The organism is Mesorhizobium sp. M0293, from assembly GCF_040321735.1.
Classification (GTDB): domain Bacteria; phylum Pseudomonadota; class Alphaproteobacteria; order Rhizobiales; family Rhizobiaceae; genus Mesorhizobium.
Map to the genome: position 1 here is coordinate 12,997 of NZ_JAMYSA010000009.1, position 17,677 is coordinate 30,673.

The following is a 17,677-nucleotide window of genomic DNA, read 5'->3' on the forward strand; positions in this document are numbered from 1 at the left end:
GATGAAGCGGAGGGGGAACATGTCTGTCCGGCAGTTGTCCGTCTCGGCGAAGCCCGTGTCCGCCGGACGCCTGAGATCGATGCGCGGGTAAAAGTTGGCTTCGCCCGAACGCGCGCCAGCCCCTGATCGGTCGGGCGGACCGGTACTGCCCGATCCGCGCCCACCATCACCCCAGACAACCATCGATCCAAAAGCCCGCCTCGCCGGCGGCACGGAGAATTTTGTCATGAGCACACGCCTATCCGCCAGCAAGCAAAGCCTCACCAAGACAGCCGCCAGCACCGGGCAAGGCTTGTCTTCCGCCAGTGAAGCCCGGGGGGATTCCTCTTTTCCCGGAGCCGCCCGGACTACCGGCGACACCTCGAGCGTGCATGCCGATCGCATTCGGCCCTCCCGACCGTTCGTCAGCAAGAATGCGGCCTCTCGGCAAGCGTCGGACCAGACGGTGCCGGGCACGACCGCGTCCACGACGGCGCGACCGGAGCGCACCCCGCCCGTGCCATCCGGTTCATCAGGGCACTATTGCCAAGGCCGATGCGGTCGACGGCGCAGGCGCCGCTCTCGCAGCGCTCGACTGGCAGTTGCCACCGGCCATGGCGCGGGCGCGAACAGCAAGGGGATCGAACGCGCTGCTCGGCATTCTTGGCCACGGCGAAGAATGCATTGGCCTTGCAATGAGCGGGCAGATCGCCGTCTGCGACTGCCGGACCAAGCCGATGGAAGATCCGGCTGTCGCCGTGGCGCTGGCGCTGCACTATGCGCGCACCGCGGTCGATCGGGGCATCCCGATCCCCACGGTCGTGCTCGAGCTTCTTGCTCTGCGCGTGCGGGAAGGCGACCCGACCTGTCGCGCGGTCGGCGAATGGCTCGACGAGCGTGGTTTGCTCGACATCAGACTCCCACCCAGCCTGGAGAGGGATCAGTGATGACCGCGCGTCTGGGAAAACATTTTCTCCGGCGGCTCCGCCGCAATGCCGAAGCCACCGCGCTCGACCGTGCCGTCGACACCGGCATTCTCGTCGACGAGGTACGCATCATCGACGGATGCAAGGTTCGGCTCTTCACGCCGCATCTCACCATGCTGGAGAAATCCGAGGCCGAACTCACGCGGTTGCTTTTTCGTCTGGGCGGCATTGTCAGAGGTTCCAAGCGGGAGGAGAGCTTTACGGAATTCGAAGATGAGGACGGGCTTTCGCAATCGGGCGTGGTTCTGTCCTCGGGCAAACGGGGTAGCGCGGCGCGGCCAGCTTCCTCGAAAAAGAGGGGTGCGGCGGCCTTCCGGGCACATCATTTGGATTTGAGGACAAGCCTGCTCCGCCGCATCCGCCGGACAATCGAACCGCCGCAGGCGGCGGAGGTGGCGACACTTCTGATGCTGGCGCAGGCTGTTGCCGACGATCCGGCCGCGCTCGCCGAGATGCTTCGGATCCTGAAACTGCCAAGGCCGATCATCACCATCGTCGGCAAGGTCAGGGGCTTTGAGGGCTGCTTCCTGGATATGCTTCGCAGCGGCATGATTCTCCCGGGAAAGGTCGCCATCGCGAGCGGCCATGAGATTCATCGCGACGGCAGTCTTCGGTTCAGCCGCGACGAAGACGTCAGATCGCGAGCTGTTGCATTCGCCAGCCGATGGTTCGATCCCGACGACGCTGACAAAACCGACTGGCGCGTCGGTCGGGCGGCGATGGACGCTTTCCCGATCCTGGGCGTCGCCGAACACGAGAGCCGCCTGCCCGAGAGGCTGAGACGGGCGGCCCAACTCAACCTCGCATGCGGCCCGTTGAATGGGACCATCATTGGAGACACCATGACTGCCGTGCTCGGTGAGGAGCCCGAGGGTGAACTCGACCAGGTAGACTGCTCTCTGCTGACGCTCTCCGATCTCGCCATTGCTATCCGGCCCGGCGTCTCAGTCGCATCGGCCTGGGCCGTGCTTGCGCATATCGCTGGAGAAAGGCGCAAGTCGGCCGAAGCCGGAGAGGGATCCAACGGCAGTGATGGACCAGCCAGCAGCTCCAGCTCCAAGACCCATGCCAGCAACGCGACCACCAAGACGGGCCGTGGCAAGGACCAGGGTTCGGGCAGCGAGATCATCCAGCCTGCGAAACTGACCGGCGGCGAGCAGGATCGCTTCATCCCGCGCGTCGAGACGCTGACAGGGTACGGCGAAGCCCGGGACTGGTCACTGTCGTTGCAGGCTGACCTGGCGCTGTGGCGCGAGGGTAGGCTCGTGTGGGAAGAGATGACCACAAAACTGCTTCTGGCTGGCCCGCCAGGGACGGGCAAGACGAGTTTCGCAAGAGCCCTTTGCAACACGCTGCAAATCCCGCTCATCGTCACTTCCGTTGCGACCTGGTTGGAACCCGCTTACCTCGGCGACGTGCTCCGGCGCATGAAGGCGGCATTCACGGAAGCCGAAGCCAACAAGCCTGCGATCCTTTTTGTCGACGAGATCGACGGCATCGGCAAGCGGGGAAACGCGTCCCGGTCTCATGACGAATACTGGACCTCTTTCATCAACCAGGCGCTGACGCTGCTCGACGGAGCGTCGAAATCTTCCGGCGTGATCGTCGTCGGGGCGACCAACAATCCCGACGCCATCGACCCGGCGCTGCTGCGCTCGGGCAGGCTGGAAAAACACATCGTCATTCCGCGGCCCGACACCGAGGCGCTGATCGGTATCCTGCGCCATCATCTGCAAGCCGATCTCGATGCGGTGATTGCGAGTGCGCCGACACAGGCCCCCGCCCGGGCGACTGCCGCGTCCGTCTCTGAGCCTGGGGTTGGGTCTGTCCAGGCTTCGATTGCCAGCGAGGGCAGGGCGACAGGATTGAAGACGGGCACCGTCGTGGCCGACCCAGTCGACGCCGAAGCGCCTGCCACATCGCTCCATGTCACAGCGCGACAGGCGCGGGCGAACAAGCAGAGCAGGAGAGACGCATGAGCAGTCCCGTGCAGAACACATCACCCCCTCACGCACTCGTTCACGACGTGCTGCGCCGCCTTGCGCTGAAGGCGAATGGATTAACCGGCGCCGATATCGAGCGCCTCGTGCGCGAGGCCAGGCAGAAGGCGAGGCGAGAACAGAGGACGCTGGAGTGGTGTGATCTCGAAACCATTCTCACCGTGGCCAAGCCGGATAAGCCGGAGAGTTTGCGCTGGCGCATGGCGCTACACGAATCCGGTCATGCCGTCGCGCGACTGGTCCTGAAGCTCGGCAGGGTGACCATGATCACCATCGACGGGCGCGACGGCGGCGGCATGGTCGAGGGCGACCAGCCGGCTGTCGATGAGGAAACGGAGGAACGCGCCGAGGCTCTGCTGCTGATCAGGCTTGCAGGCCGCGCGGCGGAGCAAGAGCTGCTGGGTTCGGTCGCGGCCGGATCTGGCGGGACTTCGTCCAGCGATCTTGCAGGCGCCACAGAGTTGGCCGTTGCGATGGAGACGTCGCTGGGCTTTGCCCGGAATGCGCCGCTGCTCTATCGCGCAACCGACGACAAGGCTTCGCTGCTGATCTACAGTCCGGAAATTGCCAGCCGCGTCAACGCTCGGCTGGAAGCGGCCTACGCCAAGGCGTGCGAACTGATCCGGCGGTATCGAAAGGCGATCGAGACGCTTGCCCGCGCGCTCATGGACCACGACACGCTGGAGGGCGGGGAACTGGGCAGCATCTTTCAGCAACTCGAAGAAACGCTGACTGTTCTCCCGAATCCATAAAGCCCGCGGCGAACGGTGACATTCGGAACGGCAACGTCGAAGCCGCTGATGCAGCGGGCGCGAAGAATGGCGGCGAGGCCATGTCGGAGGCAAGCGGGTCGATCGCATGTGCAGCCAACTCGATCCGACGGGCCCGCAACCCAGGTCAAATCAGGAAAATTTGTGTTAATCCGATTCAGCGTCCCGGCACCGCGATTCAGAGTCCTCTGAGGACGATTCACGAGTGTGAGGAAACGATTCCGGACTCCGGACAAGCGTTGCAACTGCAAACGCCGTGCGCGTTCGGGCCGCCCGTAAACGTACGTGCACGTTGGGTCGAGTTGCAGGCAACGCATCTCACATTGAGAAAATTTGCGGTAATTCGATTCGGGCGGAGGGAATTGCGATTCAGCTCCGCGGACGATCGATTCCCACACCGGAATCGCTGTCCGCCAAACGACGCTTGTCGTATGCATGGACCGGCGCCAGACTCCTAGGGTGGAAACCTGGGAGACAAAAAGATGGTACAGTCGCGGCGCGAGAAACTGGACAAGCAGCGGGAACGCCAGCGGGCCGTTCGCATCGCTCGCAAGACTGAACGAAAGCCTTCGCGGGATGATATCGCTCGCGCGCTTCTGCATTACGCCATCGTGCAGAACCTGAAGCTTGGACGCGGGCGGGAACTTGATCGGCTGCAGGCATCGATCGTGGAGGAACTGGCTGTCCAGGGCTTTGACCGAAAAGCTGCAGACGCTGCCTTTGACGACCTCGTCGACAAATACGGCTCCGGTTGGACCTTTCAGCGCAAGCGTCATCTGCGCGGTGACAGTAAAATCGACGAGGCTGGCGGCTGACCGTGCCGTTGTCTCCCCAGGTCTTGGCGGCTTTTGCCGATCGACATGCTTTCACATCAAACGCCGTTTTCAACCGCTGTCCCGTGCTCTCCCCATTACTTCACCAAACGCCGTTTGCGAGTGAATCGCCCGCAAGATGACTATTTAGGTCGTCGCCCGAACGTGCGCCTCGCTTGGGCGAGCTTGTCGAAGTCAAGGCCATAGAGGCGGAAAAATCCACGCCATCGACGAGATCCGCGCGGGCGATGCCGCGCGCGCGGATCTCGCTGATCGCCCTGAAGCCATAGAGGTCGTGCTCGTCATCAAGCCGATGGCCAGCCTGCAGCTTGCGGTCCCGTGAGTCCACCTTGTTGTCGCGCATCTGGTCGATGTTGCCGCCCCGCAGCGAGTGGAAGACTTCCTTCCGTGTCGTGGTGACGCCGGCCTTCTCGAAAAGGCGGTTCATGTAAGAACTGGCGCTCTTGCTCGGGTCCGCGAGCCGGATGAGTTGCGGGAACAGGAACGAGTCACCCTGGTTTTGAGCCCATTCGATGAAGCCGATCTTGCGGAGAAAATCATGCAGGACGAAGAATGTAGCACTGGCGTCGGTCTTGATGGGAACGCGCTGCCAATGCCCCTCCCTGTTGAGCTGAATGCCTGACGTCTGGGCAACCCAGACGTCAGGATATTTCTCGCGGATGTCATTGCCCGTGAGGTGGACCAGCAATCCGAGACGGCGCCCGGTCAGGTGTCCGAGCAGCGGCAACATAGTCTCGTCCAGCAAGCCTCTCTCAACGCCCTTGCGGAAAATGCGGCTGATCTGGTCGGAGCTAAGCGGCTCCGCCGACTCGCGCGGGGCTGCGGTATCCGGGTAAAAAAGTATTACGCCCGAAAGCGGGTCCGGGTAGTCCAGCTCGGTGATCTTGCAACGATGATCGTCTTGACGATGGTGACATAGCCATCCTCCAGCGCCGATCGTTTCAAGGGTTTGGCCGTAAGATCGGCATTGGCGGCCAGGATCTCGCGCGCCGTCTTGTCCTTCGGCCTGTCCTTCTCTTTCGCCGGCCAATGCGTCAGGAGATGGACATAGGCCTGAAGGTCGGCCCCCGTATAGGTGTCGACGGGATGGTCGCCGATCAGTTCGATGAAAACGCCCACTCGCATCCGCGCGGTGGCGATGTCCCTGTTCTTCTCGCCCGATCTCACGGCATGGCGTTCGAAATAGTCCTCGGCGACTTCGCTCAGTAGCGGCTTCGTCGATGGCTTGCGCTCGACATAACGGCGGTCAAGCTTGAAGGCCACGGTCTTCCTGACCGAGCTGTTCTCAACCCGCCGGGCCGGCTCCGGATGGACGACGGGAGCTGAGGAGCTTGACTGGGCATGCGCGGCGGGGTCGGTCGTCACGCGAACAGCAGGCAAGGCGTCGAGAGGCCCGGCACCTCTTTGCTTTGCCATTTGTGGGAAGGTGGAAGCCGAACCTGTCTGGACCTCGCCCGCGATCTTGGCGAGCGACTGCGCCCTTAGCATGTCAGCATTCTCGATGATGAGCGCATTGCCCTCGGCGCCTTTCGCCAGTTCCCTGCCGATGCTGACCAATCCCCGGAAGCCAGCGAACACGGCCTCCTGGTGCGGGGGCGTCGGAGGGGCGGGTTGCGAGACCACCGAAAGCATGGCCTTGAGGTAGCCCTTCACCTCTGCCGCGGTCAGTTCGGGACTGTCATTGGCGAAGTCCGAAGCGTCCTCGCCGTCCCTTTCGTCCGCGTTCTTGGTGCCCTCGTTTTCCAATCTGGCCGTCCTGATCTGGTCGAAGCGGTTTCTGGCGAGCGCCGCCAGTAGTTCAGCCTTGACGCGCGCCTGGCGTGCAGTCATCGCGCCCAGCCCGAGCCGGACGAAGTGCGCGTCCCCTCCACTGAGGTCGCCGGGCAGTCTAATCTGGAAAGGATAAACGGAACCTGACCGGACGAGGTAGCGGCCGGGCGAAGCGCTGCCGCTCGATCGCGGCGCATTTTCAGGATCTTCGAACGATGCATCCAATGATACGTCGCGCGATACATTCAACGATACACGCACCTGAGAAACTCCCATTCTCGGGAGCCGCCGGGAGACTTTTCAGAACGGGATCAGGCGCTTGCGCAGAATGTGGGTTCGAGTCCGAGACCCCTGGCGGAGAGGGAGGGATTCGAACCCCCGATGGGCTTGCACCCATGCCGCATTTCGAGTGCGGTGCATTCGACCACTCTGCCACCTCTCCGCGGTCATGGTCGGCCGTTGCCGGCGCGGCGCACTAGATAACGGCTGAACGGGCAGGTTACAAGGCCAAATCCGTGAGTTATTTGGCTTGCGGGACAAGCGGCGGATTCACGGCGGGTCCGGTGCAGGGAGACGCAGGCAAATTGTCGACCTGCCATGCATCCTTGTCTCCACGACGGCAGCGCGGTGCGGTGCTGCCGTCGTGGCCAGTGCTGCCCGCCAATAACAGTCCCGGCGCGGCTGTTTGCCTTGACTCGCACCCAACCTTCGGTTAGGGACAGCGCGCAATCGGCGTGGAGGGTTCTTCCGCGCCGCTTGTTTTTTGAACCCGCAGACTGACAAAAAGACGGCTGAACCGCCAGAGGCGGCTCATCAAGGCCGACCGAACAGCGAAAGGCAAAAAATGTTCGCAGTCATTAAAACGGGTGGCAAGCAGTATCGCGTTGCCGCCAACGATCTCCTGAAGATCGAAAAAGTCGAAGCCAATGTCGGCGATATGGTCGAGATCGGTCATGTTCTCGCGCATGGCGAGGGCGAAAATGTCACGTTCGGCGCGCCGTTCGTCGACGGCGCGGTGGTCACCGCCGAAGTCGTCGCGCAGGGCAAGAACCGCACCGTCATCGCCTTCAAGAAGCGCCGCCGGCAGAACTCGCGCCGCAAGATCGGCCATCGCCAGCTTCTGACCACCGTGCGGATCTCCGAGATCCTGCTGGGTGGCGCCAAGCCGACGAAGACGGCAGCGGTCAAGGCGCCGAAGAAGGAAGCCAAGGCAGAGGCCGCCACCGAAGCGAAGGCGGAAGCCGCGCCGAAGAAGGAGCCCAAGGCCAAGGCAGCCGAGACAAAGGCAGCCGAGACCGCGGCAGCACCGCTGTTCAAGGCGCCGAAGGGCGAGCCGGACGATCTGACCGTGATCAAGGGCATCGGCCCGGTCGCAGCCAAGGATCTCAACGAGCAGGGCATCATCACCTTTGCCCAGCTCGCCAAGCTGACCGACAAGGATGTCGCCAAGATCGACGAGCACATGCCCTTCAGCGCCGACCAGATCAAGGACTGGCGCGAGCAGGCCAAGGAATTGGCGGCGAAGTAATTTTTCTGGCGATTAGCTCGCCGGATCGGACTTGAAACGGAACGCGAACGCGTTCATAACGCCTTTTAGGCGCCTTGCGGCGCAACGGAGTTAGTTAGATGGCACACAAGAAAGCTGGCGGCTCGTCGCGCAACGGTCGCGACTCGCATTCCAAGCGTCTGGGCGTGAAGAAGTTCGGCGGCGAAGCCGTCATCCCGGGCAACATCATCATTCGTCAACGCGGCACCACGTGGCATCCCGGCGTCAATGTCGGCATGGGCACGGACCATACGCTTTTTGCGCTCGAGACCGGCGCCGTGACGTTCAACAAAAAAGCCAACGGCCGAACCTACGTATCGGTCAACCCGATTACCAAAGCCGCGGAGTAGCCGGTTCCGCACTAGAACACCGGCGCCCATCTCGGGACCGGTGTCTGGCAAAGCCAGGAAAAGGATCAGGGGAGATGGGTTTCCATCTCCCCTTTTTCTTGTGCCTGGAGGACTTTCAATGGTTGCCGAAGCGGAAGACTCAGAAGACGAAAGTTACGCGATAGACTGCCCGGTGCTGGTCACCGAGCAACTGGTGATGCGGGCGCCGCACGAAGGCGATATCGCGCAACTGGTCGAGCTTGCCGACAACCGTCATGTCGCCGAAATGCTGGCCCGCATGCCGCACCCCTATGGCGAGGCCGAGGCCCGCTCTTTCCTCGCCATGACCAAGTCGCGCCGTGCCGGCATCGCCTTTGCCCTGACGCTGGCCGGCACCGAGACGTTCGTGGGCTGTGCCGGCCTCAACACCACCGATCGCGGCCTGGAACTCGGCTACTGGATCGGCGAGCCTTACTGGAAGAAGGGCTATGCGACCGAAGCAGCGCATGCGCTGGTCGATCTCGCCTTCCAAAGGACGTCGATCCAGGTGCTGCATGCCTCGACGCGGGTCATCAATCCGGCCTCGCGCCGCGTCATCCACAAGTGCGGCTTCCAATATGCCGGCCAGGGCATGCTGAACTCGATCGTCGCCGGCCAGGTGCCGGTCGAGCGCTACAGGCTCGACAGGAAGACCTGGACCAGCCTGCGGAACTGGGTCCACTTTTGATGGATGAAGCCGGTCAAGCCAATGGTCGACAGCAGCGATATTGAAGCGGTCGCGATCGCGCCGATGACGTCCGGGGATGTTGAAAGCTTTCACCGGGCGCTCGATGTCGTAGCGCGTGAGCGAAAGTACCTGTCCTTCCTCGAGGCGCCACCGCTGGATCAAACCCGAAGTTTCGCGATGGATCGTATCGGCAGAGGCGATCCAGGGTTCGTGGCCGTTGTCCGCGGTGAGGTCGTCGGCTGGTGCGACATCTCACGCCATGACCGGCTTATCCATGCTCATCGCGGCACCCTCGGAATGGGGATTGTTCCCTCTTATCGGGGGCATGGCCTGGGATTGCGGCTGATCAATGCGACCTTGGCGCAGGCGCGCAAGGTCGGCTTTGTCCGCATCGAGCTTTCCGTGCATTCCGACAATGCGCGCGCCATCTCTCTTTACGACAAGGTCGGGTTTGTCAGGGAGGGCGTACAGCGCGACGCCGTCCATATCGACGGGAAATACCGCGATACGATCATGATGGCGATCGTCGAACGCGAAAACGCTGCCAGATGAATGGCCATCAGCCCAGTTCGACCCAGACCGGCAGGTGGTCCGAACCGACGGCCTTTCGGTCGACCCACAGGCGCTTCAGGGATTTGGCGAGCGAAGCGCTGGTGAAGATGTAGTCGATGCGCTTGTGGCGGTTGGGATTGGTGGGTTGCTTGGGATCGACCCAGCTGACGAGATCGTCGCCGGTGGCGTTCAGGCGCAACGCGGCATCGACGGCAAAGTCGGCGGTCAGCGGCATGCCGAATTCATGGTCCGGCCGGCCGGCGAGTTCGACATATTCGGGCGATCCGGCCAGCATGTTGAAATCGCCCATGCCGACAAAGGCTTCGGGATGCGGCAATTCCGGCAGGCCGATCTCGGCGACGCCGGACAATGCGCCGCCTTCGAGCGCGTAGTTCAACAGGCGCCGGCGCAGGAACTGGATCTGGCTGGCGCGTTCGACCGGGCTGCGGTGATCGAGATGGATGGAATAGAAGCGGATGAAACCAAGCGGCGTCTCGATCAGTGCTTCCAGCGCTCCACGCTGGAAGTTCATCATCTCGAAGCTGCGGCTGCGCGGCAAAAGCAGGTTGCGCGACAGATGAATAGGCGTCTTCGACAGCACCATATTGCCAAGCTGGAAGGTCGTGGTGATGGCGCGGCCGTTCTCGAGGCGCGAGCCGATATTGGCCTCGAAATTGCTGCCATAGACGGCGAAATAGTCAGGCAGCGCCTCGCCGATCTCGGCGACCATATCACGGCCGCCGTTCCTGGGGTTGTTGCGGGTCACTTCCTGCAACGCGATCACATCGGCGCCGCGCACGGCATCAGCGATGCGCCCGACATTGTACTGCGCGTCGAGGCCGATGCCGTACTGGATGTTATAGGTTACAAGCTTCATTCCGACATCTCTCCGGCCAATCCCGCGCGACCATTGTCATAAAACGTCCTCGCCCTTCGCCGCGCCTTGGTTTAGAGCAAGGCCGAAGGTTTAGAGCAATGCCGCAAAGCCACTAGTAGAAACTGCGAATCCCATGAAATTTCTCGATCAAGCCAAAGTCTACATACGCTCCGGTGACGGCGGCGCCGGTTCGGTGTCGTTCCGGCGCGAAAAATTCATCGAGTTCGGCGGGCCGGACGGCGGCGATGGCGGCCGTGGCGGCGATGTCTGGCTGGAAGCGGTCAACGGGCTGAACACGCTCATCGACTACCGCTACCAGCAGCATTTCAAGGCCAAGACCGGCGTCCATGGCATGGGCCGCAACATGACCGGTGCCAAGGGCGCCGACGTCACGCTGAAAGTGCCGGCGGGAACGCAGGTGTTCGAAGAAGACAATGAGACGCTGATCTGCGACCTGACCGTGGTCGGCCAGCGCTTTCTGCTGGCCAAGGGTGGCAATGGCGGTTTCGGCAACCAGCATTTCAAGACTTCGACCAACCAGGCGCCGCGCCGCGCCAATCCCGGCCTGCCGGGCGAAGAGCTCAACATCTGGCTGCGGCTGAAGCTGATCGCCGATGCCGGGCTGGTCGGGCTGCCGAATGCCGGCAAGTCGACATTCCTCGCCGCCGTCACCGCGGCCAAACCTAAGATCGCCGATTATCCGTTCACGACGCTGCATCCCGGCCTTGGCGTTGCCCGCATCGACGCGCGCGAATTCGTCATTGCGGACATTCCGGGTCTCATCGAAGGCGCGCATGAGGGCGTCGGCATCGGTGACCGCTTCCTTGGCCATGTCGAGCGCACGCGCGTGCTGCTGCATCTGGTTTCGGCGCAGGAGGAAAATCCGGGCAAGGCCTACAAGACCGTGCGCGCCGAGCTCGAGGCCTATGGCAACGGCCTGACCGACAAGGTCGAGATCGTGGCGCTTTCCCAGGTCGACACGCTCGATGCCGAGGCGCGCAAGAAGAAGGTCGCGTCGCTAAAGCGCGCCGCCGGGCGGGCGCCGATGCTGTTGTCGGCGGTCACCGGCGAGGGTGTCGAGGCGGTGCTGCGGGCGCTGATGGCGGTGGTGGGCGAGGCGCGTGCGCGGACCGCTGCCCCGGTCGAGACGCGCTGGGACAAGTAGGCCATGCAGTCGCTGAAAAAATATCGCATCACCGTCAAGATCGGCTCGGCGCTGCTCGTCGACCGCGCGACGGGCCTCAAGCGCGACTGGCTGGCCTCGCTTGCCGACGATATTGCGGTGCTTGCGCAGGGCGGCGCTGAAATCCTCGTCGTCTCCTCCGGCGCCATCGCGCTTGGCCGCACCATTCTTGGCCTCGGCAAGCGGGCCTTGAAGCTCGAGGAGAGCCAGGCGGCGGCAGCCGTGGGGCAGATTGCGCTGGCCGGCGCCTGGTCGGATGCGCTTGGCAAAGGCAGCCTGAAATCGGGCCAGATCCTGCTGACGCTCGGCGACACCGAGGAGCGCCGCCGTTATCTCAACGCGCGGGCGACGATCTCGACGCTTTTGAAGATGAAGGCGGTGCCGGTCATCAACGAGAACGACACGGTCGCGACTTCCGAAATCCGCTATGGCGACAATGACCGGCTGGCGGCCCGCGTCGCCACCATGATGGGCGCGGACCTTCTGGTGCTGCTTTCCGACATTGACGGGCTCTAACCGGCGCCGCCGGCGCGGGACCCCAAAGCTAAGTTCATTCCGGTGGTCGACCGGATCACGCCTGATATCGAGGCGATGGCGGGTGCCGCTGCTTCCGAATTGTCGCGCGGCGGCATGCGGACGAAGCTCGATGCCGGCAAGATCGCGACCGCCGCCGGCACCGCGATGATCATCACGTCCGGCACACGGCTGTCGCCGCTGATGGCGATCGAGCGAGGCGAGCGCGCCACCTTCTTTCGGCCGCGCAGCAATCCGGTCAAGGGCTACAAGACCTGGATCGCCGGCCAGCTCGAACCGGCCGGCAGGCTGACGGTCGATGCCGGTGCCATCGGTGCGCTTCTGTCGGGTAAGTCGCTGCTGCCGGCCGGCGTCAAACTCGTCAGCGGCAATTTCTCGCGCGGCGACACGGTGGCGATCCTGTCGCCCGAGGGCCGCGAGATCGCGCGGGGGCTGGTTGCCTATGATGCCGCCGATGCCGTAAGGATCGCTGGCCTGAAGACGGCCGAGATCGAAACCGTGCTCGGCTACGAGGCGCGGTCTGCAATGATCCACCGCGATGACCTTGTGGTGAGCCATTCCGGTGACCAAGTAGGGGCAAGCGACCAAGTACTGGCCGGTGGCGCCGTAAGCGGAGGATGAGCCATGCTGAAACTGCATGAAAAATCCGGGGACGACACCGTCGCGCTGATGGCCGATATCGGCCGCCGGGCCCGGGCTGCCGCCCGACCGTTGGCCATCGCCACGACCGCCGCCAAGAATGCTGCACTCCTCGCCATGGCGGAAGCGATCATTGCTCGTGAGCAGGACATCCTCGACGCCAACGCCATCGATGTCTCGAATGGCGAGGAATCAGGGCTTTCCGCCTCCTTCATGGATCGGTTGAAGCTCAATCCGGCGCGCATTCTAGCCATGGCCGAAGGCATCAGGGAAATCGCCGCGCTCCGCGATCCGGTCGGCGACGTCATCGCGCAATGGGACCGGCCGAACGGCTTGCATATCCAGCGCGTGCGCACGCCGCTCGGCGTCGTCGGCGTCATCTATGAGAGCCGCCCGAACGTGACGGCGGATGCCGGCGCGTTGTGCCTCAAGGCCGGCAATCCGGTGATCCTGCGCGGCGGCTCGGATTCGCTCAATTCTTCGGCCGCCATCCATGCCTGCATGGTCGAAGGGCTGAAGGAAGCCGGCCTGCCGGAAGACGCCATCCAGCTGGTGCCGACCACCGATCGCGCCGCCGTAGGCGAGATGCTGAAGGGCCTTGACGGCACGCTCGACGTCATCATTCCGCGCGGTGGAAAAAACCTTGTCGGGCGGGTGCAGACCGAGGCCCGGGTGCCGGTTTTCGCCCATCTCGAAGGCATCTGTCATCTTTACATCGACCGCTCCGCCAAGCTCGACATGGCGGTGAGGATCGCGGTCAACGCCAAGATGCGGCGCACCGGTGTCTGCGGCGCCGCCGAGACACTGCTGGTCGACCGTGCGGTTGCCTCCACGCATCTGGTGCCGATCCTCGACGCACTTCGCGCTGCCGGTTGCGAGATCCACGCCGATGCCGAAGTGCTGAAAGTGTTTTCCGACGCCAAGCCTGCCACCGATCTCGACTGGGTGACCGAATATCTCGACGCCATCATCGCGGTGAAGCTGGTCGACGGTATCGGTGGTGCGATCGAACACATCGAAACCTTTTCCTCGCATCACACCGAGGCGATCGTCGCCGAGGATGCGCAGGTCGTCGAGCGCTTCTTCAACGAGATCGATTCGGCGATCCTGCTGCACAACGCCTCGACGCAGTTCGCCGACGGCAGCGAGTTCGGCATGGGCGCCGAGATCGGCATCGCCACCGGCAAGATGCATGCGCGCGGACCAGTCGGCGTCGAGCAGTTGACTTCGTTCAAATACCGCGTGCGTGGGTCTGGGCAGGTGAGGCCTTGAAGCTTTTCGACGTCAGAGCCTGAGGCGTTGCGCCCAGCCACCCCCCTCTGTCCTGCCGGACATCTCCCCCTCAAGGGGGGAGATCGGCTGTTGTTTCTGATTTCACCAATTGCTGCCGCCGCAGAATTTCTGCCGTCAGTGACGCTGCCAATCTCCCCCCTTGAGGGGGAGATGTCCGGCAGGACAGAGGGGGGCGCCTAGCACCATGCTGTCGTCCCTTCAGCCCGCAATCCCCTCCCACTATCTCAAAATGCCACATGCCGAGAAAGGGCTGGCCGTCGGCCTGTTCGGCGGTTCGTTCAATCCGCCGCATGCAGGCCATGCGCTGGTCGCCGAAATCGCGCTGCGACGCCTGGCACTTGACCAGTTGTGGTGGATGGTGACGCCGGGCAACCCGCTGAAGAACACAGGCGAACTGGCGCCGTTGAGCGAGCGATTGCAACTCTCAGAGCAGACCGCCAAGAACCCGAAGATCAAGGTCACCGCTTTCGAAGCCGCCCATCACGTCCGCTACACCGCCGACACGCTGGCGCTGGTCAAGGCGCGCAACCCCGGCGTCGATTTCGTCTGGATCATGGGTGCGGATAGTTTGCGCGATTTCCATCGCTGGCAACGCTGGCGCGAGATCGTCATGACCTTCCCGATCGCCGTCATCGACCGGCCGGGAGCGACGCTGTCGTTCCTGTCCTCGGTCGTTGCCAAGACGTTCGACTATGCGCGCGTCGACGAAGGCGATGCGCCGAGGCTTGCCCGCATGAAGGCGCCGGCCTGGACCTTCATCCACGGCCCACGCTCGTCGCTGTCATCGAGCGCGATCCGCAAGCTGGCGAAGGGGTAAGACCGCTCGCCCGGTCATGTCGCTTTTATCGCTCCCTTTGCCTGTTTCGTGGGCGATCCTGAGCAGGCATGTCGATTCCCAGGAAAAACCGCAGCGAAGTCGAGCAGGGCACCGAGCCCACGCCGTTGATCGCGATTGCCAGCGTCATAGTGTCGATGGCACTGATCGCCGTCGGCAACGGGCTGATGTTCGCCTATATTCCGGTCCGGCTTGGCGCCGAGGGCTTCGATCCGACCTGGGCCGGGCTGATCATCACCGGGCTTTCGGCCGGCGGCCTCGCCGGCTGTATCCTCACCGGACCGCTGGTGCGAAGGGTTGGCCATGCCCGCGCCTTCATGGTGCTGTCGGCGCTGATCGCGCTGGCCAATGCTGCTGTCGGCGCCGGCCCGCATCCGCTGTTGTGGATCGCGGCCCGCGCGCTCTACGGCTTTGCCATATGCGGCCTGTTCATCGTTGCGCAGAGCTGGCTCAACGATGCCATTGCCAATGCCATCCGCGGCCGGGTGATGGCTTTCTTCTACGTTGCCTATGTCGCTGGGCTCGGTGTCGGCTACGCGACGCTGGCGCTGGTCGACATCAGGACGGCGGATGCACCGTTGATCGGCATCGTCTTCACCGCTTTGTCGATCCTTCCCGTCGGGATGACCCGGCTGGCCCAACCGCCCGCACCGCAGGCGGCCTCGGTGGCGCTCGGACGGGCCTGGCGGATTTCGCCCGTCGGCGTTGCCGGCATGCTGGCGGTCGGCGGCCTGTCTATGTCCATCGCGGGCTTCGCGCCGATCCACGCCACGGCCAAGGGCTACAGCCAGGCCGATGTGGCGTTGCTGCTTTCGGCGATGCCCGTCGGCACGCTGATCCTGCAGATCCCGCTTGGCTGGATTTCCGACCGCACCGACCGCCGCTATGTGCTGATCGCCGCATCCGCGCTCGCCATGCTCGCCGGCCTGTTCGCGCTTGGGTTCGATGGGGGCGCGCTGGCGGCGCTGGTGGTGATTTACATTATCTGGGATGGCGCCTCGGAATCGATCTATTCGCTTTCCAGCGCGCATGCCTCCGACCGTGCCGGCAAGGAGGACATGGTGGCGCTGTCCAGCTCGCTTTTGTTTGCGTGGTCGCTTTCGGGCTTTATCGTGCCCGGCATCGTAACGGCGCTCTCGGCTGCCTTCGGGACGCAGACCTTCATCTATGTGGCGATCCTCATTGCCGCTGCCTTCTGCCTGTTCGTGCTCTTGCGCGTGTTCACGACGCGTCCAGTTCCCGCCGGTGAAACCGGCAGTTTCGCGCCGATGACGGCCCAGGCGCCACTGCCGGTCGAACTGGCCTTCGCGCCGGACGAGCAGGATCGGCGCAACGGCTAACCGATCATTGCCGGCGAGCTTCCGGCGTCGGTGCTTCCGGCGGCGGCAGCGGGATCGATATGCCTTCCGAGTCGAATTGCTGCTTGGCGCGCTTGGTGAGGTCGGTCTGGGTGGCGAAGAAATCCGCCGAGGATGTCCAGTAGCGCAAGGCAATCGACACGGTGCTGTCGCCCAATGTCGCGACGAAAGCGATCGGCGCCGGCTCACGTTTCACCCGCCGGTCGGCGGTGGCAATGGCGAGCAAAGTCTTCTGGGCGCGGTCGATGTCGTTCCAGGAGCCGATGGAGAGCGTGATGTCGGCACGGCGTACACCGTTGCGGGTGAAGTTGCGCACCGGCTGATTCCACAGCGTCGAATTGGGCGCCAGGATATAGACGCCTTCGGCGGTCCTGAGCTTGGTCGCGAACAGGCCGATCTCCTCGATCGTGCCGGCAATCGAACCGACCTCGACCGATTCGCCGATGCGGAATGGCCGCAGCGCCAGAAGCATGATGCCGGCGGCAATGTTCTGCAGCGTGCCTTGCAAAGCCAGGCCGATGGCCAGGCCGATGGCGCCGATGGCGGCAATGATCGACGCCGTCTGCACGCCGAATTGGCCTAGCACCATGATGGTGACGAGGATCAGGATAGCGTAGCGGACGATCTTGGAAAAGAAATGCCGCAACGTTGCGTCGAAACCATGGATATGGCCGAGGCCGACGAAGATCGAACGTTCGGCAAGCCCGGCGATGATGTAGCCGACAACCAAAAGGATGACGGCGCCGATGGCCGAGAAAGAGTATGAAACGATCAGCGTGCTCAGTTGCGCGAGGCCAGCCTGGACGGTGGCAAGGGTGTTTTGCGGGTCGATCGGCATGGTGAAAATCCGGTTGGTCGGTGAGCCGATAACCCGTACGGGGAGCGAGGGTTCCGATCTTTTCCGACGTGCGGCGGAACCACAGGATCGAGAATACGTTCGTGCCAGGCAGGTGCCGTCTTGAAACTGTAAGGGAACTCTGCCTATCTAAGTGGCGTCACCTGCTTTTAAGGGTGATTTGGTTGTTCTTGCTGCGAAAGGAAATACACTGAGAACAGCACTGCGGAAGAAGGCCGATATCATGCCTTCGCCGGCCAGGATCAGCGTAGACGACGCCGTGTCCCGCGCCATCAAGACAGTCCTTGCCAGTCTGGAAGACTCCAAGGCCGAAAACATTGTCTCCATCGACATCCAGGGAAAATCGAGCCTCGGCGACTACATGGTCGTCGCTTCGGGTCGATCGCACCGTCATGTTGCGGCTGTCGCCGATCATCTTCTCAAAGCGCTCAAGGATGCCGGGCTCGGCACGGCGCGCGTTGAGGGGTTGGCAGGCGCCGACTGGGTCCTGATCGATTCGGGCGACATTATCGTCCATGTCTTCCGCCCCGAAGTCCGCGAATTCTACAATCTTGAAAAGATGTGGCAGGCGCCGGATCTCGAGGAAGAAACCCTCCACTAAGCCGCCTTT

General features: G+C 63.2%; 18 protein-coding genes, 1 tRNA gene and 1 pseudogene. 14 read left to right on the forward strand and 6 right to left on the reverse strand.

The window, feature by feature from the left end; translation table 11 throughout:
• Positions 1–371 precede the first annotated feature (371 nt).
• On the forward strand, positions 372–926 hold the full coding sequence (locus NKJ06_RS05780) for a hypothetical protein (protein WP_352809344.1): 555 nt from the start codon (positions 372–374) through the stop codon (positions 924–926).
• Here NKJ06_RS05780 and NKJ06_RS05785 read toward each other — a convergent pair.
• Positions 920–1,720, reverse strand: a complete 801-nt coding sequence (locus tag NKJ06_RS05785) for a hypothetical protein (RefSeq protein WP_352631893.1) — start codon at positions 1,718–1,720, stop codon at positions 920–922. The two genes, NKJ06_RS05780 and NKJ06_RS05785, sit on opposite strands and share 7 nt — an antisense overlap.
• Before the next feature lie 87 nt (positions 1,721–1,807).
• Between NKJ06_RS05785 and NKJ06_RS05790 the strand changes: the two genes are divergently transcribed.
• From NKJ06_RS05790 to NKJ06_RS05800, 3 genes are all read left to right on the forward strand, one after another.
• Positions 1,808–2,944 carry an AAA family ATPase gene (locus NKJ06_RS05790; RefSeq protein ID WP_352631895.1) on the forward strand — a complete coding sequence of 379 codons (1,137 nt, stop codon included), beginning with the start codon at positions 1,808–1,810 and terminating at the stop codon, positions 2,942–2,944.
• The gene (locus NKJ06_RS05795; RefSeq protein ID WP_352631897.1) at positions 2,941–3,717 is read left to right on the forward strand and encodes an ATP-dependent metallopeptidase FtsH/Yme1/Tma family protein; all 777 of its coding nucleotides are present in this window, start codon (positions 2,941–2,943) and stop codon (positions 3,715–3,717) included. Before NKJ06_RS05790 ends, NKJ06_RS05795 begins: the two co-directional genes overlap by 4 nt.
• A 500-nt stretch (positions 3,718–4,217) precedes the next feature.
• Entirely contained in the window at positions 4,218–4,550 is a 333-nt protein-coding gene (locus NKJ06_RS05800) for a hypothetical protein (RefSeq protein WP_352631899.1), read from the forward strand.
• 100 nt (positions 4,551–4,650) lie between these two features.
• Here NKJ06_RS05800 and NKJ06_RS05805 read toward each other — a convergent pair whose 3' ends face one another.
• The 3 genes from NKJ06_RS05805 to NKJ06_RS05815 all read right to left on the reverse strand — a co-directional run bounded on the left by NKJ06_RS05805 (position 4,651) and on the right by NKJ06_RS05815 (position 6,780).
• Positions 4,651–5,298, reverse strand: a complete 648-nt coding sequence (locus NKJ06_RS05805; RefSeq protein WP_352631901.1) for a site-specific integrase — start codon at positions 5,296–5,298, stop codon at positions 4,651–4,653.
• 113 nt (positions 5,299–5,411) lie between these two features.
• Positions 5,412–6,398 carry a hypothetical protein gene (locus NKJ06_RS05810; protein ID WP_352631903.1) on the reverse strand — a complete coding sequence of 329 codons (987 nt, stop codon included), beginning with the start codon at positions 6,396–6,398 and terminating at the stop codon, positions 5,412–5,414.
• Between the two features lie 292 nt (positions 6,399–6,690).
• Positions 6,691–6,780 (reverse strand) — tRNA-Ser (locus tag NKJ06_RS05815).
• Between the two features lie 402 nt (positions 6,781–7,182).
• Between NKJ06_RS05815 and NKJ06_RS05820 the strand changes: the two genes are divergently transcribed.
• From NKJ06_RS05820 to NKJ06_RS05835, 4 genes are all read left to right on the forward strand, one after another.
• Positions 7,183–7,866, forward strand: a complete 684-nt coding sequence (locus tag NKJ06_RS05820; protein WP_352631905.1) for a 50S ribosomal protein L21 — start codon at positions 7,183–7,185, stop codon at positions 7,864–7,866.
• 98 nt (positions 7,867–7,964) lie between these two features.
• Positions 7,965–8,234, forward strand: a complete 270-nt coding sequence (rpmA, locus tag NKJ06_RS05825) for a 50S ribosomal protein L27 (RefSeq protein WP_015315190.1) — start codon at positions 7,965–7,967, stop codon at positions 8,232–8,234.
• Positions 8,235–8,352: 118 nt separating this feature from the next.
• Entirely contained in the window at positions 8,353–8,940 is a 588-nt protein-coding gene (locus NKJ06_RS05830) for a GNAT family N-acetyltransferase (RefSeq protein ID WP_352631907.1), read from the forward strand.
• Positions 8,941–8,961: 21 nt separating this feature from the next.
• Positions 8,962–9,492 carry a GNAT family N-acetyltransferase gene (locus NKJ06_RS05835; RefSeq protein ID WP_352631909.1) on the forward strand — a complete coding sequence of 177 codons (531 nt, stop codon included), beginning with the start codon at positions 8,962–8,964 and terminating at the stop codon, positions 9,490–9,492.
• A 7-nt stretch (positions 9,493–9,499) separates the two neighbouring features.
• Here the strand turns inward: NKJ06_RS05835 and NKJ06_RS05840 are convergent, their stop codons facing one another.
• A complete protein-coding gene (locus tag NKJ06_RS05840) occupies positions 9,500–10,369 on the reverse strand; it encodes an endonuclease/exonuclease/phosphatase family protein (protein ID WP_352631911.1) in 870 nt (289 codons plus the stop codon).
• Positions 10,370–10,502: 133 nt separating this feature from the next.
• Here NKJ06_RS05840 and obgE point away from each other — a divergent pair, with 133 nt between their 5' ends.
• From obgE to NKJ06_RS05865, 5 genes and pseudogenes are all read left to right on the forward strand, one after another.
• Positions 10,503–11,534 (forward strand): GTPase ObgE, encoded by a 1,032-nt coding sequence (gene obgE, locus NKJ06_RS05845; protein WP_352631913.1) that lies wholly within the window; start codon positions 10,503–10,505, stop codon positions 11,532–11,534.
• A gap of 3 nt (positions 11,535–11,537) precedes the next feature.
• Positions 11,538–12,707, forward strand: a pseudogene (gene proB, locus NKJ06_RS05850) (glutamate 5-kinase).
• A gap of 3 nt (positions 12,708–12,710) precedes the next feature.
• Positions 12,711–13,997 carry a glutamate-5-semialdehyde dehydrogenase gene (locus NKJ06_RS05855; protein WP_352631918.1) on the forward strand — a complete coding sequence of 429 codons (1,287 nt, stop codon included), beginning with the start codon at positions 12,711–12,713 and terminating at the stop codon, positions 13,995–13,997.
• A 250-nt stretch (positions 13,998–14,247) separates the two neighbouring features.
• A complete protein-coding gene (locus NKJ06_RS05860; RefSeq protein WP_352632065.1) occupies positions 14,248–14,835 on the forward strand; it encodes a nicotinate-nucleotide adenylyltransferase in 588 nt (195 codons plus the stop codon).
• A 68-nt stretch (positions 14,836–14,903) separates the two neighbouring features.
• Positions 14,904–16,193 (forward strand): MFS transporter, encoded by a 1,290-nt coding sequence (locus NKJ06_RS05865; protein ID WP_352631920.1) that lies wholly within the window; start codon positions 14,904–14,906, stop codon positions 16,191–16,193.
• A gap of 4 nt (positions 16,194–16,197) precedes the next feature.
• Here the strand turns inward: NKJ06_RS05865 and NKJ06_RS05870 are convergent, their stop codons facing one another.
• Positions 16,198–17,049 (reverse strand): mechanosensitive ion channel family protein, encoded by an 852-nt coding sequence (locus NKJ06_RS05870; protein ID WP_352631922.1) that lies wholly within the window; start codon positions 17,047–17,049, stop codon positions 16,198–16,200.
• 241 nt (positions 17,050–17,290) lie between these two features.
• On the opposite strand from NKJ06_RS05870, the gene rsfS reads away from it, so the two are divergent.
• A complete protein-coding gene (gene rsfS / locus NKJ06_RS05875) occupies positions 17,291–17,668 on the forward strand; it encodes a ribosome silencing factor (protein WP_352631923.1) in 378 nt (125 codons plus the stop codon).
• Positions 17,669–17,677: the final 9 nt, after the last annotated feature.